Source organism: Chromohalobacter sp. 296-RDG (assembly GCF_029889885.1).
In the GTDB taxonomy this organism is placed as follows: domain Bacteria; phylum Pseudomonadota; class Gammaproteobacteria; order Pseudomonadales; family Halomonadaceae; genus Chromohalobacter.
In genome coordinates, this window is record NZ_JARANY010000012.1 from 37,880 (window position 1) to 58,775 (window position 20,896).

At 62.1% G+C, this 20,896-nt stretch carries 18 protein-coding genes; 9 read left to right on the forward strand and 9 right to left on the reverse strand.

The annotated features are described in order from the left end of the window. Positions 1-88: 88 nt before the first annotated feature. Complete coding sequence (locus OP495_RS06940; protein WP_280562819.1) at positions 89-1,405, forward strand: 2-hydroxycarboxylate transporter family protein; 1,317 nt, start codon at positions 89-91, stop codon at positions 1,403-1,405. Between the two features lie 126 nt (positions 1,406-1,531). Here the strand turns inward: OP495_RS06940 and OP495_RS06945 are convergent, their stop codons facing one another. The 5 genes from OP495_RS06945 to OP495_RS06965 all read right to left on the reverse strand — a co-directional run bounded on the left by OP495_RS06945 (position 1,532) and on the right by OP495_RS06965 (position 6,967). Beyond that, positions 1,532-1,801 carry a YheU family protein gene (locus tag OP495_RS06945; protein ID WP_280562820.1) on the reverse strand — a complete coding sequence of 90 codons (270 nt, stop codon included), beginning with the start codon at positions 1,799-1,801 and terminating at the stop codon, positions 1,532-1,534. Further along, complete coding sequence (ligA, locus tag OP495_RS06950) at positions 1,798-3,855, reverse strand: NAD-dependent DNA ligase LigA (protein ID WP_280568073.1); 2,058 nt, start codon at positions 3,853-3,855, stop codon at positions 1,798-1,800. The genes OP495_RS06945 and ligA overlap by 4 nt, the downstream gene beginning before the upstream one ends. Further along, positions 3,852-5,942 carry a bifunctional tRNA (5-methylaminomethyl-2-thiouridine)(34)-methyltransferase MnmD/FAD-dependent 5-carboxymethylaminomethyl-2-thiouridine(34) oxidoreductase MnmC gene (gene mnmC / locus OP495_RS06955; RefSeq protein ID WP_280568076.1) on the reverse strand — a complete coding sequence of 697 codons (2,091 nt, stop codon included), beginning with the start codon at positions 5,940-5,942 and terminating at the stop codon, positions 3,852-3,854. The genes ligA and mnmC overlap by 4 nt, the downstream gene beginning before the upstream one ends. A 156-nt stretch (positions 5,943-6,098) precedes the next feature. Then, positions 6,099-6,398, reverse strand: a complete 300-nt coding sequence (locus tag OP495_RS06960) for a YciI family protein (protein ID WP_280568078.1) — start codon at positions 6,396-6,398, stop codon at positions 6,099-6,101. Continuing rightward, positions 6,398-6,967 carry a septation protein A gene (locus tag OP495_RS06965; RefSeq protein WP_280562824.1) on the reverse strand — a complete coding sequence of 190 codons (570 nt, stop codon included), beginning with the start codon at positions 6,965-6,967 and terminating at the stop codon, positions 6,398-6,400. The genes OP495_RS06960 and OP495_RS06965 overlap by 1 nt, the downstream gene beginning before the upstream one ends. Positions 6,968-7,077: 110 nt before the next feature. Between OP495_RS06965 and OP495_RS06970 the strand changes: the two genes are divergently transcribed. Both OP495_RS06970 and OP495_RS06975 read left to right on the forward strand, forming a co-directional pair. Continuing rightward, positions 7,078-7,971 (forward strand): PHP domain-containing protein, encoded by an 894-nt coding sequence (locus OP495_RS06970; protein WP_280568079.1) that lies wholly within the window; start codon positions 7,078-7,080, stop codon positions 7,969-7,971. 106 nt (positions 7,972-8,077) lie between these two features. Then, on the forward strand, positions 8,078-8,698 hold the full coding sequence (locus OP495_RS06975; RefSeq protein WP_280562826.1) for an L-threonylcarbamoyladenylate synthase: 621 nt from the start codon (positions 8,078-8,080) through the stop codon (positions 8,696-8,698). A 40-nt stretch (positions 8,699-8,738) separates the two neighbouring features. Here OP495_RS06975 and OP495_RS06980 read toward each other — a convergent pair whose 3' ends face one another. The 3 genes from OP495_RS06980 to OP495_RS06990 all read right to left on the reverse strand — a co-directional run bounded on the left by OP495_RS06980 (position 8,739) and on the right by OP495_RS06990 (position 11,452). Next, entirely contained in the window at positions 8,739-9,560 is an 822-nt protein-coding gene (locus OP495_RS06980; RefSeq protein WP_280568081.1) for an HAD family acid phosphatase, read from the reverse strand. 131 nt (positions 9,561-9,691) lie between these two features. Next, a complete protein-coding gene (locus OP495_RS06985) occupies positions 9,692-10,582 on the reverse strand; it encodes an ion transporter (protein ID WP_280568084.1) in 891 nt (296 codons plus the stop codon). Positions 10,583-10,603: 21 nt separating this feature from the next. Further along, positions 10,604-11,452, reverse strand: coding sequence for a CYTH domain-containing protein (locus OP495_RS06990; RefSeq protein WP_280568085.1), 849 nt, complete (start codon positions 11,450-11,452; stop codon positions 10,604-10,606). A 104-nt stretch (positions 11,453-11,556) separates the two neighbouring features. Between OP495_RS06990 and OP495_RS06995 the strand changes: the two genes are divergently transcribed. The 6 genes from OP495_RS06995 to glrR all read left to right on the forward strand — a co-directional run bounded on the left by OP495_RS06995 (position 11,557) and on the right by glrR (position 19,480). Next, positions 11,557-12,237, forward strand: a complete 681-nt coding sequence (locus tag OP495_RS06995; RefSeq protein ID WP_280562830.1) for a TIGR00153 family protein — start codon at positions 11,557-11,559, stop codon at positions 12,235-12,237. Between the two features lie 50 nt (positions 12,238-12,287). Continuing rightward, entirely contained in the window at positions 12,288-13,559 is a 1,272-nt protein-coding gene (locus OP495_RS07000; protein WP_280562831.1) for an inorganic phosphate transporter, read from the forward strand. A gap of 198 nt (positions 13,560-13,757) precedes the next feature. Continuing rightward, a complete protein-coding gene (argA, locus tag OP495_RS07005; protein ID WP_280562832.1) occupies positions 13,758-15,071 on the forward strand; it encodes an amino-acid N-acetyltransferase in 1,314 nt (437 codons plus the stop codon). Between the two features lie 896 nt (positions 15,072-15,967). Then, positions 15,968-17,524, forward strand: coding sequence for an ATP-binding protein (locus OP495_RS07010; RefSeq protein WP_280568088.1), 1,557 nt, complete (start codon positions 15,968-15,970; stop codon positions 17,522-17,524). Further along, entirely contained in the window at positions 17,521-18,051 is a 531-nt protein-coding gene (locus OP495_RS07015; RefSeq protein ID WP_280562834.1) for a hypothetical protein, read from the forward strand. Before OP495_RS07010 ends, OP495_RS07015 begins: the two co-directional genes overlap by 4 nt. A 28-nt stretch (positions 18,052-18,079) precedes the next feature. Then, positions 18,080-19,480: a two-component system response regulator GlrR gene (gene glrR, locus OP495_RS07020; protein ID WP_280568091.1), complete on the forward strand. Its 1,401-nt coding sequence runs from the start codon at positions 18,080-18,082 to the stop codon at positions 19,478-19,480. A 9-nt stretch (positions 19,481-19,489) separates the two neighbouring features. On the opposite strand, the gene xseA is transcribed toward glrR, so the two are convergent. After that, entirely contained in the window at positions 19,490-20,836 is a 1,347-nt protein-coding gene (gene xseA / locus OP495_RS07025; protein ID WP_280568093.1) for an exodeoxyribonuclease VII large subunit, read from the reverse strand. Positions 20,837-20,896 lie beyond the last annotated feature (60 nt).

Here is a 20,896-nt window from a genome sequence, read left to right on the forward strand (position 1 = left end):
GCTTGGTTCACGGCACGTGCGGCTTATCCTCGGCGGCGTTCACGTTCTCCGCCCGTCCGGGTGGATTCCAACACATGGGAGCACGCCAATGAATACCAGTGCCGCTACACAAAGCCTGGACGATACCCAGCACGCTTCGAGCGCGCTGGGTACGTTGCGCATCTTCGGTCTGCCGTTGCCGGTCTTCTTCATCGCTTTCGCCGTCATGGTCGTGGCCATGTTCACCGACACGTTGCCCAGCGGCATGATCGGCGCCTTGCTGGTGATGATGATACTCGGTGAACTCCTGGGCTTCATCGGTGATCGTCTACCGATCATCAAGACCTACCTGGGCGGTGGCGCGATCCTGGCCATCTTCGGTGCGGCCGCGCTGGTTTATGTCGGCTGGTTACCTGCCGGTATCACCGACAATGTCACCACCTTCATGAAAAGCGGTGGCTTTCTTAACTTCTACATCGCCGCCTTGATCACCGGCAGCATCCTGGGCATGGATTCCAAGGTGCTGGTCAAGGTCGGATCGCGTTATGCGCTGCCCTTGCTTTGCGCGGTATTTTTCGCGGGCTTGTTTGCGGTGATCGTCGGCGCCGTGATGGGCTTCTCGATGCAGGATGCCCTGGTGGTGATCACCCTGCCGATTCTCGGTGGTGGAATGGGCGCGGGCGCGGTGCCCATGAGCCAGATCTACGAGCAGCTGCTCGGTCAGCCGGCAAGCTACTACATCTCGATTCTGGTGCCGGCACTGGCGTTGGGTAACGTCTTCGCGATCATCATCGCGGGCCTTCTCAACGGCCTGGCCAACCGCTTCCCCAAACTGACAGGCAACGGGCAGATGATGCCGGGCGTGGAAATCGAGGAGCGCAAGAGCACTTTCGATCTTTCCAAATTGGGCATCGGTGTCGTCGCCGCGCTGACGTTCTTCACCGCCGGGCAGATTCTGGGTGGCTTTATCCCGCTGCATCCCTATGCGCTGATGATCATCCTGGTCGCCGTGCTCAAGATCGCCAACGTGGTGCCGGAAAGCATCAACGAGTCTGCATCGCAGTGGTTTCAGTTCGTCGCCAAGAACTGGACCTTCGCGCTGCTGTTCGGGATCGGTATTGCCTATACCGATCTCGGCCAGGTGATCGATGCCATCACGCCGACCTATGTGATGATCGTGCTCGCCGTGGTGGCCGGTGCCGCCTTCGGCGCTGGGCTGGTCGGTAAACTGGTCGGCTTCTATCCCGTCGAGTCGGCGATCACCGCGGGGCTGTGCATGGCCAACATGGGTGGCACCGGCGATGTTGCGGTACTCTCCGCCGCCAAGCGTATGCAGCTGATGCCCTTCGCGCAGATTTCCTCGCGCCTGGGTGGCGCCTTGATCCTGTTGATCTCGAGCATCCTCGTGCCGATATTCTTTACTTAGCACGTTGTTCACACAGCAAAACGCTTAACGGCGCCCCTGAGGGCGCCGTTTGCGTTTTACGCGGGATACGTCGGAAAGCGACTTAGGCACTGTCTGAAAAGTCGACGAACGAAGGTCAGGCAATGCCTAGCCTTCTTCCTCGTCGTCGGCGAGCTGACGTCCGAACGAACGCCACTGGGCCAGCGTCATGACCTCGGTGGTCTCCGTCTGCAGGTCATGGGCGATCAGTAACTCACCGCGCTCGAGCTGGCCTTTGAGCTCGCGCACCCAGGCCGGCATGCCTTCGCCTTCATCGGTGGTGTCGTAGCCTTCGCGGGTGACGAAGCCCTCCAGCAATGCATCCAGCGTGTCGGCTGGCAGCATGCGGTAGGGCACTTCGATGAAACGTCCGTTCATTGGTTTTCCTCCGCGTTTTCCCACGCGGCGAGTCGTTGCAGGAAGGTGTCTTCGTCGAGCACTTCCACATCGAGCTCGCGCGCCTTGTCGAGCTTGCTGCCCGCCGCCTCGCCGGCGACGAGCGCGGCGGTCTTCTTGGAGACACTGCCTGAGACCTTGGCGCCCAGCGCCTGCAAGCGCGCCTTGCCATCATCGCGCGTCATGCCTTCGAGGGTGCCGGTAATGACCCAGGTCTGCCCGGTGAGAGGCTGGGGACGTGCGCTGATGGCTTGTTCGTCCCAAGTGAGGCCGACTTTGATCAGATCGTCCAGGGTCTCCTGGTTGTGCGCCTGACGGAAGAAGGTGTGGATATGCCGGGCGACCACTGGGCCTACGTCCTCGACTGCTTCCAGCGCTTCTAGCGTGGCCTCGCGCAATGCCTGGAGCGTACCGAAATGGCGCGCCAGGTTAGCGGCGGTGGCTTCGCCCACTTCGCGAATGCCGATGGCATAGATGAAGCGCGCCAGTGTCGTACGTTTGGCGGTTTGCAGGGCATTGATTAGATTGTTGGCGGACTTTTCCGCCAGCCGGGGCAGTTTGGCCAGCGATTCGGCCTTGAGTCGGAACAGGTCCGCCGGTGTCTTGACCCATTCGCGTTCGACCAGCAGATCGATCAGCTTTTCGCCCAGGCCGTCGATATCCAGCGCCCGGCGACTGGCGAAGTGTCTCAACGCCTCCTTGCGCTGCGCGGGGCAGAAGAGCCCTCCCGAGCAGCGGGCATCGACTTCATTGTCGAGCTTTTCTATCTTGGAACCACAAGCAGGGCAGACATCGGGCAGAGATATAGCCTTCGTTTCCTCGGGGCGCTTCTCTTTGATGACTTTGACAACTTTGGGGATGACGTCGCCGGCTCGGTAGACTCTGACCATGTCGCCAATCTTGAGCTCTAAACGTGCGATCTGATCCATGTTGTGCAATGTCACACTCGAGACCACCACCCCAGCGACTTGGACGGGATCTAACTTCGCAACGGGTGTCAATTTACCGGTACGACCGACTTGAAACTCGACATCCAGTAGTCGAGTTTCTTGCTCTTGCGCGGGATACTTGAAAGCAATTGCCCAGCGTGGTGCGCGGGAAAGGAATCCTAATTCGCGCTGATCGAGCAGGCTGTCGATTTTGATTACGGCGCCGTCAATATCGTAATCGAGCTTATCCCGCTGCTCGCCGAGTCGGCGACAGAAATTGATGACACTATCGATACCTTCAACAATCGCTAGCTCGGGGCTGGTTGGGATTCCCCAGTTTCTCAGCAACCCCATCCGGCCTGAGTGGGTTTCTACAAGGCTGTGGTCGATGCGCTGCATCTCGATTCGCGCCACCTGATAGGCGCAGAATTCTAATGGACGCTTATTCGTTATTGAGGGATCGAGTTGGCGTAAGCTGCCAGCAGCAGCGTTACGAGGGTTTGCAAAAACCTTGTCGCCACTCTCTAGCGCCTTTTCGTTAAGTTTCTCGAAGCCAGAGTGGCGCATATAGACTTCGCCACGCACTTCTAGCAGCGCCGGCCAATCCTTACCGCGTAGTTTGAGTGGAATTGAACACAACGTTCGAAGGTTCGTGGTGATATCTTCTCCGGTGTAGCCATCGCCGCGTGTGGCGCCGTAGATCAAATAGCCATTTTCATAGACCAACGAGACCGCGAGGCCATCAAGCTTGGGTTCGCAGCAGAAGGTCACAGATTCGGCTTCGCTTTCGAGTGCCTTTGCTATGCGACTACCGAACGCGATTAATTCGTCTTCGTTCAGAGCGTTATCAAGCGACAACATCGGCACAGCATGCCGAATTTCAGGGAAACCGTTGTCGGGCGGTGCGCCGACACGCTGAGTGGGCGAGTCGGGCGTCACCAGCTCGGGATGCTCGGCCTCCAGTGACTGAAGCTCGCGCAGCAGGGCGTCGTAGTCCGCGTCGGTAATCTGCGGATCGTCCTCGACATAGTACTGATGGTTGGCGTCTTCCAACTGCTGGCGCAGGCTGGCGGCCCGTTCACGGGTCGCTGAAGAAATCTGGCTCATGGCGTCTCGGTGGTGTTCGGTGACGTCGGCGTGTCGTCGCTCACGGATGGTGATGTCGATAGTGTAGCGTTTCCGCGGATGATATCGGCAATCAATCGCCGCCCAGGATGAAGGTGGTCGGCGAGCTCGCGCTCCAGCGGTAGCGGTTCGTCGCACAGCCGCGAGGCGATGACCTCGGCACATAGCGGCGCGCTGGCCAGTCCTCGCGAGCCATGTGCGGCACTGACCCACAGGCCGGGATGATGTTGCCCCGGTGTGTCGGGGACGCGGCGCGCATCACGGCCGAGCACGGCGTAGTCATCGAGCCAGGCGTTGCGCATAGGCACTGGGCCCGCATAGGGCGATTTGTCCGGGCTGGCGGCGCGCAGGCTGACGCGCGCCTCGCAGGCGGCGGGGTCGAGCGTGGCGCCGGCTGCGCGTAGCGCTTCGGCGAAGGCGGGCAGGGTGGCCTCGAATTCGGCCAGATTGCGGGCGTGGTCAGCCGCGCGCGGCGTGGTATCGGTATCGCCGGGGGCAAACGTCGCCCCCAGACTGAGCACGCCGGCCAGGGCCGGGGAGACATAGCCTCCCGCGCAGACCACACTCGCCAAGTCGGGGGCCTGCGGCGGCACCGGCAAGTGTGTGAGCTGGCCACGAATGGGCTGGAGCGGGAGCCCGGCCAGTGGCCCCAGCGCAGGGGCCTCGTGGGCAGTGGCGACGACCACTTGATTGGCCTCGAGCGCCGTGCCGTCGGCCAGCGCGATGCGCCATCCAGCGTCCTCCGCGTCGCGCTCGAGCGTGCGTGCCTCGCCCTGATGGAAGGTAACCCCCGGGTGGGCGGCCAGGTGGTGGCAGAGCGCATCGGGACGCACCCAGCCAGCCTGTGGATAGGCCAGTCCCGAGGCGTCAAGCGGCGTCTCGGCGGCGCGGCTCGCGGCGGTCCGGTCGACGCCTTGGACCACGCTCTCGGGCAATCTGTGGTGCTCGAGAAAGCGCTGCTGCCGTTTGGCCTCCTTGGCGTCGGGGGCGAGTTGCAGCACGCCACAGTCGCTCCACAGCTGGTCACACTCGGGGTCGAGCGTCGTCATCCAGCGCCGGGTATGCAGCAAACCGGCGAGGTAGACGCGGCTTTGCGAATTGGTCTCGGCGGCCAACTTGACGTAAAGCGCCCCCTGGCGATTACCGGAAGCGCCCGCACCGATATGGTCGCGTTCGAGCAGCGTGACGTGAACACCGCGCCGCGCCAGGGCGGCGGCCACGCTGGTGCCGGCGAGTCCCGCGCCGATGACCACCACATGTCGCGCAGGGGGTACTTCGGGCGGTGTGTACCAAGGCGTCGCTGCGCGGCGCGTATCGCGCGGCGGCTCGGCAATTTCACCGCACAGCATCTCGCGCTTGCTTCCGTATCCCGGCGCCTTGCGCCAGGCGAAACCGGCACCGCGCAGGCCGCGCTTGACCACGCCGGCGCAGGTGAAGGTAGCGAAGGTTGCCCCCGGGCGACTGACGGTGGCCATGGCCTCGTAAAGCGCCGCTTGCCACATGTCCGGATTGTTGGCCGGCGAGAAACCATCCAGGAACCAGGCGTCCACACGGCCGTCGAGACGCGACAAGCGCTCGGCGGCGTCGCCGAAGTGCAGATCCAGGGTGACGCGCTCGGAAAGCCATAGCCGGTGTACGCCGCTGAGCGGTTCAGGCCATTGATCGATCAGCGGCCGGGCATGCGCGGCGAGATCGGACCAGATCGCCAGTGCCCGCGCCAGAGCCTCGCGCGGCAAAGGATACTTCTCGGTGGAGACCAGGTGCAGCCGTGCTTCGTCGGGGGCGTATTGCTCGAAACACGTCCAGGCGCAGAGCATGTTGAGGCCGGTACCAAAGCCGGTTTCGCCGATTACGAAGGGACGCGCCTCCCGCCACTCGGTAAAGCGCTCAGGCAGGCGATTGCCATCGAGAAAGACATGCGTGGTCTCGGCGCGGCCGTCGTGACGTGAGAAATACACATCGTCGTAGACGCTGGAATAAGGCGCATTGCCGATATCGTCGGCGTGCCATTCCAGGTCGGGCGCGCTCAGCGCGGTCAGCGGCGGCAAGGAAGAGGGAGGGGGCGGCATGGCTCTCGGCAAAGGCGTGAAACTGTTTAAAAATTGAGCGAAATCGACAAGGCGGCGTGATGACCGCTAGAGAGAAAGGCGTCCGCCGTCTCTTAACAGTGTTATCCACACCTGGTGTGCATAAAGGCTCAGGCATCCGGGTGTGGATAAGCGATGTTACGGCAACACCTTCTTGAACGGCTTGACCGTGACCTTGGCGTAGACGCCGGCGATCACGAAGGGATCGGCGTCGGCCCAGGTTTGGGCATCTTGCTGGCTGTCGAACTCGGCGATCACCACGCTGCCGGTGAAACCGGCTTCGCCCGGGTCGTTGGCATCCACGGCGGGGTTGGGGCCGGCAAGCACCAGGCGCCCTTCGTCGCGGAGTTTCTCGAGACGCGCCAGATGATCGGGACGCGCCGCCTTGCGGCGTTCGAGGCTGTCTTGCACATCGTCGCTAACAATCGAGTAAAGCATCAGACGTCATCCTTCTGGTGGTCGTTTTGCGAAAGCGTATCACGGGGTATGTGACGGGCCAGATAAATGCCCTGGCCGATCACGAACACCAGGGTCAGCCCCAGCATGCCGAACAGCTTGAAGTTGACCCATGTGGCCTCGTCGTAGGTCTTGAAGACATACACATTGATCGCGCCCAGCGCAATGAAGAAGAGCGCCCAGGCGAGGTTGAGGCGGCGCCAGATGGCGGCGGGGAGCGTAATGGCCTTGCCCATCATGCGCTCCACGAGGGTCTTGCCCCCGAACAGCGGTGCGACCAGAAACGCGAAGGCGAACAGCCAGTTGACCACGGTCGGCTTCCATTGGATGAACGCCGCGTTGTGAAACAGCACAGTCGCCCCGCCCATGACGACGACCAGTACTAGAGTCACCAGCTGCATCTTTTCCACACGACGGTAGCGCCACCACATGAAGGCGACCTGCAGCAGCGTGGCGGGAATCAGCACCAGCGTCGCGAGCAGAATATTGCCGCTGAAGTGATACACCGCGAAAAACAACACGATGGGCAGGAAATCCAGGAACATTTTCATCGGCGAGCATCCTGTGAGTTGCCGGCGCGGCACGGGAATTGACCCAGCGCAGCGCAGGCGAGCACTATAGCGGACCTATTCTGACAAAGACGCCGCACCGCGTCATGCCCATGAGCCAACCCTTACCCCCCTTGCCCGATACCTTCGATGCCGATCTTGGCCTCGACTTGCACATGCATTCCACCGCCTCCGATGGTGCGCTATCGCCACAAGCGTTGACCGACGCCTGCCACGCCAAGGGCGTCACGCGATTTTCCCTGACCGATCATGACACCGTGGCCGGTGTTGCCGAGGCCCAGCGTCATGCTGAAAGCCTGGGGATGCGTTGCCTGGCGGGGAGCGAGTTATCCACCTTGTGGCGCGGTATCGGCATTCACGTGGTGGCGTTGTTGCCCGAGGGGGCCAGTGGCGCCCTGGTGCCCGGGCTCGAGGCGCAGGCGCAGGCCCGTGTGACACGCGCCGAGGAAATCGCCCGGCGCCTCGAGAAAATCGGCCTCGACGACGCCCTGGCGCGTGCCCGCGAACAGGCCGGCAGCGAGCGACCCCTGGGGCGGCCGGATTTCGCCAAGGCCCTGGTGGCCGCAGAACTGGTGCCGGACATGCCGACGGCCTTCAAGAAGTATCTGGGCGCCGGCAAGCTCGGTGACGTGAAGACCCATTGGCCGTATCTCAGTGAAGTAGTCGACTGGATTCGCGATAGTCAGGGCATCGCGGTACTGGCGCATCCGCTGCGCTATCGCCTCACGCATCGCAAGCGCAGCCAACTGCTGGACAGCTTTCGCGAGGCCGGCGGGGAAGCCGCCGAATTGATCAGCGGCCACCAGAACGCCGATGTGGGGCGCGACCTGGCCCGTCAGCTCGAAGCGCGCGACCTCATGGGGTCGCAGGGCAGTGATTTTCACTATCCGGGTGGGCCGTTGGCGCCGGGCGTGATGAGTGTGCCGCCACGTTGCTCGGTGACGCCGGTGTGGCGTCATCCGAAGCTTGCGAGATTCGCCGCGTAAGGTTATTGCTGGGGACGAGGCACGTCGTGCGGCCCAGCGCCTTCACTACGCCGCACGTTCGGTCCTCGGTTCTTCCGGTTCGTTCATCCGGCCCAAGGAGGCAGGCATGACCCAGTTCTTTCAGATTCATCCCGACAACCCGCAGAAACGTCTCATCGATCAGACGATCTCGTTGTTGCGCGGTGGCGGCGTGATCGCCTATCCGACGGATTCCGGCTATGCGCTCGGTTGTTGCCTGGGCGAGAAGAAAGCTATCGAGAAGATCAAGTGGCTGCGCTCGCTGGATGACAAGCATAACTTCACGCTGGTGTGTTCCGACCTGTCTCAGATCGGCACTTATGCCAAGGTTGATAATGACGTGTTCCGCCTGCTCAAGGCGCATACGCCGGGGCCGTATACCTTCATTCTCAACGCCACCAACGAGGTGCCGCGTCTGCTGTTGCATCCCAAACGGCGCTCCATCGGCGTGCGCGTGCCGGATCATCGCATCAGCCATGCGTTGCTCGCGGCGCTGGGCGAGCCGTTGATGAGCGTGACGCTGATCCCCGTCGACGACGATCTACCCATGACCGATCCCGAGGAGATCCGCGAACGTTTCGGCGCGCATCTCGATGCCGTCATCGACGGCGGCGCCTGTTACCTGGAGCCGACCACGGTGGTCGATCTGCGCGAGATACCGCCGACGATCGTTCGCGAAGGGCGCGGGGATGTCGCGCCCTTCGTCTGAACGCGCTTGTGCGGGGTCGAGTCGGCCCCGCTGGTGCAGCTTACGGTGTCTCTAGCGGTGCGTCCCAGGCCTTGAGTTCTGCATCGCTCCAACTGCCATAGCTAGCGTTGGGGAACATGATCCAGTCATCGCCAAAGTGTGCGGCGTCGTCGCTGGCCAGATCTTTCTGGGTCGCGAGATCGGCATGGTGATAATCTTGGGAAAAGTCGGCCAATGAGTCGCCCAACTGCATGATCAGATCGTAATCGCTTTCAATAGCTTGGCGGCGCTTAGCCTTGCTGGGACCTAGTAGCCGGACCTGAGAGTCGCTGACTTGAGGGAGCTGTAGCGACTCGAGTGTCTCGACAGTTGCGCCCTTGTTTTCCTGGTAGCGATCGGACACGTAAAAGATCGTCACGTCATTGGAGTCGGCGTAGTCGAGAAAATCACGCGCACCGGGGATCAAGCGTGGATTACCCTCGCGCTCCCATACCTTCCAGGTATCCCAGCCAGTGAAGTCGTGGCATGCCTGCATATCGCGTACCAGCAGCGCTGAGTTATCGATCACCGTTTCGTCGAGGTCGGTCATGATGGCGAGATCATCAGCGTCAGGATGCTCGGCAAGCATTTGTTTCAGCCTCGCGGTGGCCAAGGCGTAGCTTTGACGCTGGAGTGCCTGAATCTCCGCTGACTGCTGCTGATAGCGAAGCGCCATCGCGTACTTTTGTGGAGCGCATGACGATGAGGAGTCGGCAGTTTCGGTGGCATCGTCGTCGGCATAGGCATTGCCACCAAGACTCATGGCCAGAACACCCGCGAGCAGCCAACGGTATGATCCACCGGCCGTGAAGGTGTGAGAGCTGTGATGATATCGAGTCGACATGGGGTCTCCTTGTAATTCGCCCTAGCGTGAGATTTGATAATTATCGTTTTCGTGCTTTTCTATCATTAACTTTTATCGGTCGTTTAATCAACAACGACAAGCTTGAGCGATACCCCAGCACCTAGTGGTTATTACGTTTTCTCGTCTTCGGGTGCCTCCTGAGGGGAAGGGGCGTTGGGATCCTCGGTATCTTCGTCGAGCCAGGTGCCGCATTTGCGGCAATACTTGGCGTCGCGTTCGTGCCCTTCGTGGCCGCAACCGGGACAGGCTTCTTCGGAGTAGCGTTCTTCGCGGATCGAGCGGATCACCTCCGCCGAGAAGACGCCGGTGGGCACGGCGATGATCGAGTACCCCATAATCATCATGCATGCCGAGATGAACTGTCCGAGCGGGGTGATGGGCGTGATGTCGCCATAACCCACCGTGGTCAGCGTGACGATGGCCCAGTACATCGCGCGTGGCATGCTGCTGAAGCCGGCCTCCGGCGGCTCGATCATGTAGATCAGCGCGCCGAAGATAGTGATGATCAACAGCACCGTGAACAGAAACAGCATGATCTTGCGATAGCTGCGCGTAAGTGCCTGCGTCAGCATGCGGCCTTCGCCGACGAACTCCATCAGCCGCAACACGCGAAAGACGCGTAGCGCACGTAGTACGCGCACCACGAGCAGCGACTGGGCGCCAGGTATCAGCAGGCTGAGCCAGGTGGGCAGGATGGAGAGCAAATCGATGACGCCATAGAAGCTCTTCAAGTAGCGTAGCGGGCGTTCCAGGCAGTAAAGCCGTACCGCCAGCTCCAATGTGAAGAGCAGCGTAAAGCCCCATTCGAGCAGATGGAACGCTCCGCCAAAGCGGGCGTGAAGGCTCGGCACGCTGTCCACGAAGACTACCGCCACACTGAGTAGAATCAGCGTGATGAGAACGATGTCGAAGATCTTCGCGGCCCTTGTGTCGGACTCGAAGATGAGATGGAACAGTGTCCTGCGTAGGCCGCTGTTGGCGGGTTCGAAAGGCAGCGTCAAGGGACGGTCTCCTGCGTTGCGTCAGGCGATGGCGTAGTGCCAGGCAGCGAGCCAGTCGCGGCTCATCTCGGGGGTGAGCCAGGTATCGGGACGTGCGTCGTCGGCGTCGCGCAAGGCGCTCGCCAGGCGTTGAGCGGCGCTGCCGCCAAGCGCCTCCAGCTGGCTGCCGGCTCGATGACGGTAGTCCGTGTTTCCCGTGTCCTGCCAGGCATCCAGCGCCTCGAGCGCTGCGTTCCAGTGACTCTGAGCGTCTGCGGCATTGTCGGGGAGCGTCCAGCCGTCATGCAGGGCGGCGCCGCGTTGGGCCTTGCTGGCGTTGGCGGGGCGGAGTGCCACGCCGTCCGCGAGAGAAGCCGCCAATTGCCACAGCGTATCGGCGCTGCCTGTCTTGAGTTCGAGTTCAAGTTCACGAATCGGCACTTGCTGATCGCCGGCATGGATAGTGCCGATATCCAGCGCGACCTCGATAGTGGCGTCCGCCTCGATGACGTCCCAGCGCTCGCGGGTGAAGTCGGTGGTGAAACGCGGGGCGAGTCGGGCGAGGTCTTCTTCGTCGATGGTGTTCGGCGCCTGCTGGCGAATGCCGTCGACGTCCAGTTCTTCGCCATCGATCGGCCATTCCCATTCGCCGCGTGCGTGCAGACCGCCCTGGCCGCTGCCCGCAGTCTTGAGCGTCTGCAGATAGCCGTCTGGTGTACGGCGAATGCGCAAGGCGATACGCGCGCGCTCCAAGGCGCGCTCTGGCGTATCGTAGTAGGTATTGGCGAGCCACTCACGCTGCGGGTTGTGGTGTGCGAGTCGCGGATGCTGGCGCAGCGCATTCGGGCCGCTAGCGCCGAGGGCGAGCTTGAGTTCGATTTCCTGAGCCATGCCTGACCTTGTGTGTTGATGACAAGATGGTGAATTTTCCATGACGCGAAGGGGTGCAGTCACTATACTGACGCCGCCATTTCCAACGCATCGAATCTGACATTATGGTGACTTCCAATCCGTTTTCGGCGTTGTTCGGGCGCTCGCCTTTCGAGCCCTTGCTCGCGCATATCGTCAAGACAAGCGAATGCGCCGAGCGACTCCTGCCGTTTTTCGATGCCACGCAGGCGGGCAACTGGGACGACGCCGCCACGCATCGAGAAGCGATCACTGAGCTCGAGCATGAAGCCGATACCCTCAAGACTGAATTGCGTCTCAACTTGCCCAACAGCATGTTCCTGCCGGTCTCGCGTTCCGACCTGCTGGAGTTGATCAGCGTACAGGATAAGATCGCCAACAAGGCGCGAGATATCACCGGCATCATGCTGGGCCGCCAGATGCAGGTGCCGGAGTCGCTGGCAACCTCGATGCGCGCCTATTTCGAAACCGCGATCGCCACCGTGGGACAAGCGCGCAGGGCGCTCGAAGAGCTCCAGGAGCTGCTCGACTCCGGCTTCGGGCGTAACGTCGGCGATCTCATGCAAGACTTTATCCGCGAACTTCATAACCTCGAGCATCAAGCTGACGATCAGCAGGTGCTTATTCGTCGCCAGCTCTTCCAGTTGGAGACCGAGTTACCGCCGGTCGATGTGGTCTTTCTCTATCAGATCATCGAATGGATCGGTGAATTGTCCGATCGCGCCGAGCGCGTCGGCAGTCGTCTCCAAATTCTCACGGCCCGCTGAATGCGGGCCGTGTGATTTTCCGTCTCACGCCAGCCAGATAGAACTTGCCTATGTCCATCATTGCGCAGTACGGCGATGTCTTCATTATTCTCGCCTGCATTTTCGGTTTCTTCATGGCCTGGGGGGTAGGGGCCAATGATGTGGCCAATGCCATGGGAACCTCCGTGGGGTCCAAGGCCATCACCATCCGTCAGGCGATTCTCATCGCCGTGGTATTCGAATTTCTCGGGGCGTGGCTGGCCGGGGGACAGGTCACCGACACCATTCGCAAGGGCATCATCGATCCTAGCTTGCTTTCCGATGACCCGCAGTTGCTGATCTACGGCATGCTGGCCTCGTTGCTGGCGGCGGGCGTGTGGCTGTTTATTGCCTCCATGCGTGGCTGGCCGGTATCCACGACGCACTCCATCGTCGGGGCCATCGTCGGTTTCGCCATCGCCGGGCTGGGGATCGACTCTGTCGGCTGGACCAAGGTCGGTCAGATCGCGGCGAGCTGGGTGGTGTCGCCCCTGCTGGCGGGGTCCATCGCCTTCGTGCTGTTCAAGTCGGTGCAGCTTTTGATCTTCGAGAATCGCGATCCCTTCGCCGCCGCCAAACGCTATGTGCCCGGTTATATCTTCCTGGTCGGCTTCATCGTGGCAATGGTCACCCTGGTCAAGGGACTCTCTCATATCGGGCTGGAAATGAGCTTTGGCGATAGCCTGTTGATCGCGATCGGCATCGGCCTGGTGGTAATGGTCATCGGAATCCTGATGGAAAATCGCGTCGATCGCGCCAAACGCAAGCGCGGCAACTCGGCGTTCGATTTCAATAGCGTCGAACGTGTGTTCGGCGTGCTGATGATGTTCACTGCCTGCGCCATGGCATTCGCGCATGGCTCCAACGATGTCGCCAACGCCGTGGGACCGCTGGCGGCGGTCATCAGCGTCGTCGAGTCGAACGGTGACGTCGGTGGTGCCGCCGCATTGCCGTGGTGGGTGCTGGTGCTGGGCGGCGGTGGTATCGTCGTCGGCTTGATTACCTATGGCCACAAAGTCATCGCCACGGTGGGCACGGGGATCACTGAACTGACGCCGAGTCGCGGTTTCGCGGCGACCCTGGCAGCGGCGACGACTGTGGTGCTGGCTTCCGGAACTGGTTTGCCGGTCTCCACGACGCAGACGCTGGTCGGTGCGGTGCTCGGGGTCGGTCTGGCCCGCGGGATTACGGCGCTCAACCTGCGTGTGCTAGGCACTATCGTGTTGTCCTGGGTGATTACGCTGCCGGCCGGGGCGTTGCTGTCGATCATGTTCTTCTTCATGTTCAAGGGCTTCTTCGGCTGACGAGCTACGGGCCAACGAGCTGCGAGCCACGAGCGACGAGCTAAAATGTTGCCGAAGCCCGAAGCCCGAAGCCCGAAGCCCGAAGCCCGAAGCCCGAAGCCCGAAGCCCGAAGCGGCGGTGCCACGACAGTGGTGCCGCCGTTTTTGTCGCTCTGTTATAGTCAGGATTTCCCGTTCACCTGCTGCCGGAGTGCGGCCTTGGATACTCGCTTTCCCTTCGCCGATTGGTTTCGTAAATCGTCTCCGTATATCAACGCGCACCGTGGGCGTACGTTCGTGGTGCTCCTCGAAGGCGAGGCATTGGCATCCGAGCGATGGGAGCCGCTGCTTCAGGACCTGGCGTTGCTGCATACCCTGGGCGTCCGCCTGGTGATGGTCTTTGGTATTCGTCCGCAGGTGGGTGAGACGCTGAGCGAGGCGGGGATCGAGCCGCGCCGGATCGAAGGGCGTTGGGTGGCCGACGAGTCGATCATGCGTCATGTCGAGCGCATTTCTGCCGAGTTGCGGCTCAAGATCGAGGCACGGCTGTCGCTGGGACTGCCCAACACGCCGCTGCATGGCGTCGAGCTAACGGTGGTTTCCGGCAATCTGGTGACGGCCAAACCGCTGGGTGTACGCGATGGCATCGATTTTCATCACAGCGGTGAAGTGCGTCGGGTGCGCAGCGATGCTATCGCTGGACTACTGCGTCAGGAAGCGCTGGTCGTAGTGCCCCCGCTGGGATACTCGAGCACCGGTGAGGTGTTCGATCTCGATGCGGCCGATGTCGCCCAGCACGTCGCCATGGGGCTGGGTGCCGATAAGCTGATTCTGCTTGGCGACGCGGCGGGACTGCACGATGCCAGCGGCATGCTGCAGCGCCAGCTTACCCCGCTGGAGGCCGAGCCGTTACGGCGTCAGGCCGCGCCGGGCAGCGAGCTGGCGCGCCACCTGGGCGCGGCGTGCGAAGCAGCGCGCCATGGCGTGGCCCGCACCCACCTGCTGACGTGGCACGATCGCGACGCCTTGCTCGGCGAGCTGTTTACCCGCGATGGGGTGGGGACCATGATCACGCAGCATCGCTACGAGCAGTTGCGTCGCGCGACGCTGGAAGACGTGGGCGGCCTGCTCGAATTGCTGCGCCCGCTGGAAGAGCGCGGCATGCTCGTGGCGCGCTCTCGGGAGCGGCTTGAGCATCAGATCGACGACTACTGGGTGATCGAACGCGACGGCATGATCATCGGTTGCAGTGCCATGCATGCTTATCCCGAGGCGGGCATGGGAGAACTGGCGTGTGTCGCCGTGCATGGCGATTATCGTGGCGGCGCGCGCGGCGATCTGCTATTGGCCGAGGTCGAGCGTGAGTCCCGTCGGCGCGGCTACAGCGCCTTGTTTGCCCTCACCACCCACACCACGCACTGGTTTCTCGAGCACGGCTTTCGCCTCGATGGTCTGGAAGTGTTGCCGCACCTGAGGCGCGATTCCTATAACCATGCGCGCCAATCCAAGGTGTTGCTCAAACCCCTCGGTTGAGCGCCTGCCCTGTGCCGCCGCTCAATGGCAAGGCGGCACCGAGACTTCCTCGTCCGGCGACATGCAGTGTCGCTCCCACCTGGTGCGGTGTCTCCAAAAAGAGACGTAATAAGTAACTGTTTTTATTGTTTTTTTATTATGAGGGCGAAAGAGCGTTGGTAGTTGGCGACATTATGAGCGTCAAAATGCCCGCGATTCTCGGTGTCATAGCCTGTCGTACGGTTTTGGCCTATAGAAGATGTTTTTAACTTGTTGTTTTAAAATATTTTTTTAAAAATTGGCACGACTATCGCAATATATAGGGTGAGCAACGGGAAACGGTTCAATACGGCTCGAGCCGTTTCTCGATCGATCAAGCCAGGGCGTTTCGACTACAACCCTGTGCGTAATGTCCCGGCTAGATTGATCAGCGTCTGCTCCACGCGATGTGTGACTTAGGTTGCGATGAGACGGGTACCGCCTACGGGCATGGAAAGGTACCAGAAGGGCAAGGATGCCCAGGCATGGATGCCACCCCTTCGGGGGCTAATTTTGCCGCGCCGCGTTGGCGACGCGGCACACCAAACGAAGTGGCGGCTGCGCCGCCAACATGAGGGCCTTTTCCTGGCAATGTATGGACCTCATGGCTTCGTGGGCTTTCGAGCCCTCCGATCACTTTCGAGAATTCAGCCAGGTGGATGTTCGAGAGTGTTCATTTGACCCTTCAGTTCCCTGCGTACCTTGGGCCGGACCTTCCGGCCCATTTTTTTGCGCGTCTTGTGGGCCGCCGTGGTGTGTCTAGCGGATGCGTCGGGTGCTCATTGCTGGATGGGACGTCCTACTCGCTTGCGATCGGTGCGGCGATGCGAAAACCGGCATACGTACGTAACTCTGTTATCCTATGCGGATAAGCTGACATGGCATCCACTCTCTTTCTGCACAGAATCGCGCTCATGACCACTCAGGTCTCCCGCCGCTGGCGTCCTCGTTCGTTACTGCAGTTGGTAATGCTCGCCTTTGTGATGGTGATGCTGCCAATCGCTGTGCTCATGTTTCAGGCCGGCCAAGCACTCTCCGAGCTCTCGTCGCTGGCCGATGTCAGCGCGCGCCAAGCGGTGGAGCAAACCCGCCGTGCCCGTACGTTGAGCAATCTAGCATTGGAAATGGAGCGCAGCGCGCGTCAGTACGCAGTGCTCGAGCAGGAAGGATTGCTCAGCATCTATACCGAGAAGGCCCAACGCTACGCGCAACTGCTCGACGAGCACGCCTCCTTGCTGCCCGACGATCCCGATATCCCGCGTCTGCGTGAGCAAGTGAGCGAGCTCAAGGCGTTGCCGGACCAGCCAATCGACGAGTTTCGCGAGCAGCTGGCGGCGTTCGACGACTTTTCCCAGCGGACCGATAATGTGCGCCAGGCCACCAATCAGGTGATTGATGAGCGTATCGAGAACATTCGTGAGCGTGCCAGCACCGTACGTGGTCAGCTGTGGATGCAGACGGCGGCGCTGGTCTCGGTCAGTCTGGGGCTGATGCTGGTCTTCACCTGGCTGATTACCCGTCCCATACGTCAGCTCGAGAGGCGAATCTTCAGTCTGGGCGGCGGTATGGAACCGGCCTCGCCGCAGCATATCCAGGGGCCGGCGGAACTGGTCAGGCTCGGCGAGCGGCTGACTTGGCTATCCGGACGCCTCACCGAACTCGAGGCGCAGAAGCAGCAGTTTCTGCGCCATATGTCCCACGAATTGAAGACCCCGCTGGCCAGTGTGCGCGAGGGTACGGCGCTACTTTCCGACGGTGTGGTCGGCGAACTCAGCGAGCGTCAGCGGGAAATCGTGGGCTTGATCGATGTCAGCGGTCAGGAACTCCAGGCCCTGATCGAGCAGTTGCTCGACTATAATCTGTTGCAGCACAGCCGGGGACTCAAGGTGGTGCGTTTCGACTTGGTCACGGTGATCCAGGAGGTGCTTGCCAAGCATCGTTTGGCGCTTGACAAGAAGGGCATGCATGTCGACTGGCCTCGGCACACGCCCTTGCCCTGGCAAGCCGATCGCGAGCGTACCGCCAGCGTTCTCGACAATCTGATATCCAATGCTATCGCCTACGGTGAGGATGGTGGCCAGCTGGCACTACGTGCCTGGCAACATGCGTCATGGCTGGTGGTCGAAGTCGCCAACACCGGCGAGCCCATCGACGACAGCGACTGCGCGCATCTTTTCGAAGCGTTTTATCAGGGCCGCATGCGCCGCCAGGGTACCCTCAAGGGGTCGGGTATCGGCTTGTCGGTGGCCGCCGATTGCGCCAAGGTTCAAGATGGACGCTTGGAGTTGGTCGAGGATGACACCTTCCCGGTTTGCTTCCGACTGACATTGCCCGAGGTGACGTCGCCGGAAGAAGGAGCCGATGGCGACGACGCTTCCATAACGACGCCGGCCACGACGACGCCGGCGCTAAACGCAAGGAACTCGAACGCATGAACATCCGGATGCTGCTAGCGGCGTTATGCGCTGGCTCGCTGCTGACCGGGTGCCAGTGGATGACGCAAGAGACGTCCGCTCCGGCAGCCCCGGTCACTTCCTGCAATGACGACATCCCCAAGCTGGCCGATAATGTCTGCCTGGTGGATGACTGGATCGACTTCGGCCTCGCCTCACAACGCGGTGACAGCGAGTGGCGCGGCACCATGTTGTCGCGTCTCCAGGGTGATATGCCGCACCTCAAGCTGGCCCGCGCCGTGGTACTGGCATGGGGGGAACGCGACGGCTGGGAACAGGCATCCGAGCTTTACAAGGCCGATATCTCGGCGGCGCCGAGCCGCTTGCAGCCCCTGCTGCGGCAATGGCTCAACGAGCTCGAGACACGCCGAGACTTGGCCAGCGATCTCGCCAAGAGCGAATCGCGCCGCCAGGCGCTGGGACGCGAGCGTGATGAGCTCGCCGAGAAACTCGACGCCCTGACGGCCATCGAACAGAGCATCAACTCGCGCCATGAACAATCGCCATGATGTCGCGACGGTTACCAAGGAGAGATTCGTGAAGCACGCCGCCGCCCATATTCTGCTGGTCGATGATGACCCCAGCCTCCTCAAGCTTTTGGGCATGCGCCTGGAAAGCCGAGGTTACCGTGTGACCACTGCCGAAAGTGGGCGGCAGGCGTTGGAGAGTCTGGCCGAAGACCGCCCCGACCTGGTACTTTCCGACTTGCGCATGGATGAAATGGACGGCATGGCGCTGTTTCGTGAATTGCAGCGCCGTGCGCCGGGCATGCCGGTGATCATTCTTACCGCGCATGGCTCGATTCCCGATGCCGTGAGTGCTACGCGCCAGGGCGTGTTCAGTTTTCTCACCAAGCCGGTGGACCGCGATGAACTATTCGCCGCCATCGATGAAGCCCTGTCGCAGACGCCGGGTACGCCTGGCGTCGGCGACGATGCCTGGCGCGCCGAGATCATTACCCGCAGCCCCCAGATGGAGCGTATTCTCGAGCAGGCGCGTATGGTGGCGGCGTCCGATGTCAGCGTGCTGATCACCGGGGCTTCCGGCTCGGGCAAGGAACTGCTCGCCAGCGCCATCCACCGGGCCAGTGGTCGCGCCGACAAGCCGTTCGTTGCGATCAACTGCGGCGCACTGCCCGAGCAATTGCTGGAAAGCGAGCTGTTCGGCCATGCCAAGGGCGCCTTTACCGGCGCGGTCAGCCAGCACGACGGGCTGTTTCTTGCCGCCGATGGGGGCAGCTTGTTCCTCGACGAAATCGGCGACATGCCGCTGTCCTTGCAGGTCAAGTTGCTGCGTGCGATTCAGGAACGCCAGATCCGCCCATTGGGTTCGACCACCTCGGTGCCCATCGACGTGCGCATCATTTCCGCCACGCACCGCGATCTCGACCGCGCCATGCACGAAGGCGACTTCCGCGAAGACCTCTACTACCGCCTCAACGTCGTCAACCTCAAGTTGCCGGCGCTCAAGGAACGTGCCGAGGACGTGCCGTTGCTGGCCAAGTACCTGGTGGGGCAAGCCGCCGAGCGCCACAAGCCTTTCGTCAAGGGATTCTCGTCGGAAGCGCTCAACCTGCTGGCCTCCAGCGCCTGGCCGGGTAACGTGCGTCAACTGGTCAACGTCGTCGAGCAGTGCGTGGCGCTGACCAGCTCGCCGATCATTCCCGAGGCGTTGGTGGCGCAGGCGCTGGCGGCCGAGGAAAACGCCTTGCCGTCGTTCAACGAGGCGCGCGCGGGCTTCGAGCGCAGCTATCTCGTCAAGGTGCTCAAGATCACCGAAGGCAACGTCACCCAGGCCGCGCGCATCGCCGGGCGCAACCGTACCGACTTCTACAAGCTGCTGGCGCGCCACGAACTGGAACCCAGCAGCTTCAAGCCCAGCACCCAACCGCAATCGGCGCAGAACGACGACGCCCAGTCGCGCCGCGCCCAGCGTTGAGGCGTGTCCTCAACGCTTGAAACGCCGCTTCACTTCCATCTTGAGCCGCCCCTCACCGAGCCGCGCGGTGAGGGTCTGACCAGGTTGGGTGTCGTGGGCGTGGCGCACGACGCGTTGCTCATCGTCCTCGAGAATCGCATAACCGCGCCCCAATACCGCCAGCGGGCTGACCGCATTGAGCTCACGCGTCAGCGCTTCGAGCCGCTCCCGGGATTGATCGAGGCGGCGAGGCAGGGCGGCATGTAGTTGACGTTCCAGGGTCGTCAGGCGTTGCTGTAGCGAGGCGATGGCAAGGCGTGGGTCTTGGCGTTCCACGCGGCGTGTCAGCGTCTCGTGGTGTTGATGCTCGCGGTCGAGCCGCCGCCGCATGGCCAGGCGTAGGCGCGTTTCCCAGCTCTCCAGGCGTCGACGTTGCTCGGCCAGGCGCTCACCGGGATGACGTAGTCGCGCCCGGGAATGATCGAGACGTTGGCCGTCGCGCTCCAACCGCGCCTGTATGGCGCGTGTCAGGCCGCGTTCGGCGGCTTGCAGCTGGGCCTGGCGCTCGCGCCAGTCGGGTGCCAGGCGTTCAGCGGCGGCGGAGGGCGTGGGGGCGCGCTCGTCGGCGGCGAAATCTGCCAGCGTGACATCGACCTCATGTCCCACTGCCGACATCACCGGCAGCCGGGAATGATGTATCGCCCGCGCCAGGTGCTCGTCATTGAACGCCCATAGATCCTCCAGACTGCCACCGCCGCGCGTGATGAGCAGGGCATCGACGGTATCTTGCGGCGTCTGGGCGCGCTGATTGGCCTGGGCGATGGCACGAATGATCGCCGGTGACGCCTCGCGGCCTTGGACCGCCACCGGCAGGATCGTCACCGCAAGCGCCGGCCAACGGCGGCGTAACACCGCCAGGACGTCACGAATCGCCGCGCCAGTGGGCGAGGTGATGATGGCCAGATGGCGCGGCGGACATGGCAGCGGCCGCGCGTTGGCGAAGACACCCTCGGCGGAGAGCTTCGCCTTGAGGCGCTCGAACGCCGCCAGCAGTTCGCCTTCACCCGATGCCTGCACCGCCTCGACGATCAGTTGATAATCGCCACGCGGCTCGAACACTGACACGCGCCCGCGCACCCGAAGCCGGTCGCCATCCTTGAGCGTCGCGCGCATCAAGCGCGCCCGGTTGCGGAAGAACGCGCAGCGCAACTGCGCGCGGTCGTCCTTGAGCGTGAAGTAGATGTGCCCCGACGCCGGCCGCGCTACGCCCGAAATCTCGCCCTCCACCCAACACTCGCCGAAGCCGCGCTCCAGCATCAAACGGGCCTGGCGGTTGAGTTCACTGACGCTGAGGGCGGTGGGGGCTGGGGCGGACATGGCGACGGCATCCTTGATTGGAACGCCGCTTAGACTAACACGCTTGTCGCTTGTACCCCG

Coding starts and splice junctions, on each gene's coding strand:
- OP495_RS06940 (WP_280562819.1), top strand. CDS start 89: ATGAATACCAGTGCCGCTACACAAAGCCTGGACGATACCCAGCACGCT.
- mnmC (WP_280568076.1), bottom strand. CDS start 5,942: ATGCCGCCCCCTCCCTCTTCCTTGCCGCCGCTGACCGCGCTGAGCGCG.
- OP495_RS06980 (WP_280568081.1), bottom strand. CDS start 9,560: ATGTCGACTCGATATCATCACAGCTCTCACACCTTCACGGCCGGTGGA.
- OP495_RS06945 (WP_280562820.1), bottom strand. CDS start 1,801: ATGAACGGACGTTTCATCGAAGTGCCCTACCGCATGCTGCCAGCCGAC.
- OP495_RS06975 (WP_280562826.1), top strand. CDS start 8,078: ATGACCCAGTTCTTTCAGATTCATCCCGACAACCCGCAGAAACGTCTC.
- xseA (WP_280568093.1), bottom strand. CDS start 20,836: ATGTCCGCCCCAGCCCCCACCGCCCTCAGCGTCAGTGAACTCAACCGC.
- OP495_RS06970 (WP_280568079.1), top strand. CDS start 7,078: ATGAGCCAACCCTTACCCCCCTTGCCCGATACCTTCGATGCCGATCTT.
- OP495_RS06960 (WP_280568078.1), bottom strand. CDS start 6,398: ATGCTTTACTCGATTGTTAGCGACGATGTGCAAGACAGCCTCGAACGC.
- OP495_RS07015 (WP_280562834.1), top strand. CDS start 17,521: ATGAACATCCGGATGCTGCTAGCGGCGTTATGCGCTGGCTCGCTGCTG.
- ligA (WP_280568073.1), bottom strand. CDS start 3,855: ATGAGCCAGATTTCTTCAGCGACCCGTGAACGGGCCGCCAGCCTGCGC.
- OP495_RS07000 (WP_280562831.1), top strand. CDS start 12,288: ATGTCCATCATTGCGCAGTACGGCGATGTCTTCATTATTCTCGCCTGC.
- OP495_RS06995 (WP_280562830.1), top strand. CDS start 11,557: ATGGTGACTTCCAATCCGTTTTCGGCGTTGTTCGGGCGCTCGCCTTTC.
- OP495_RS06990 (WP_280568085.1), bottom strand. CDS start 11,452: ATGGCTCAGGAAATCGAACTCAAGCTCGCCCTCGGCGCTAGCGGCCCG.
- OP495_RS07010 (WP_280568088.1), top strand. CDS start 15,968: ATGGCATCCACTCTCTTTCTGCACAGAATCGCGCTCATGACCACTCAG.
- OP495_RS06965 (WP_280562824.1), bottom strand. CDS start 6,967: ATGAAAATGTTCCTGGATTTCCTGCCCATCGTGTTGTTTTTCGCGGTG.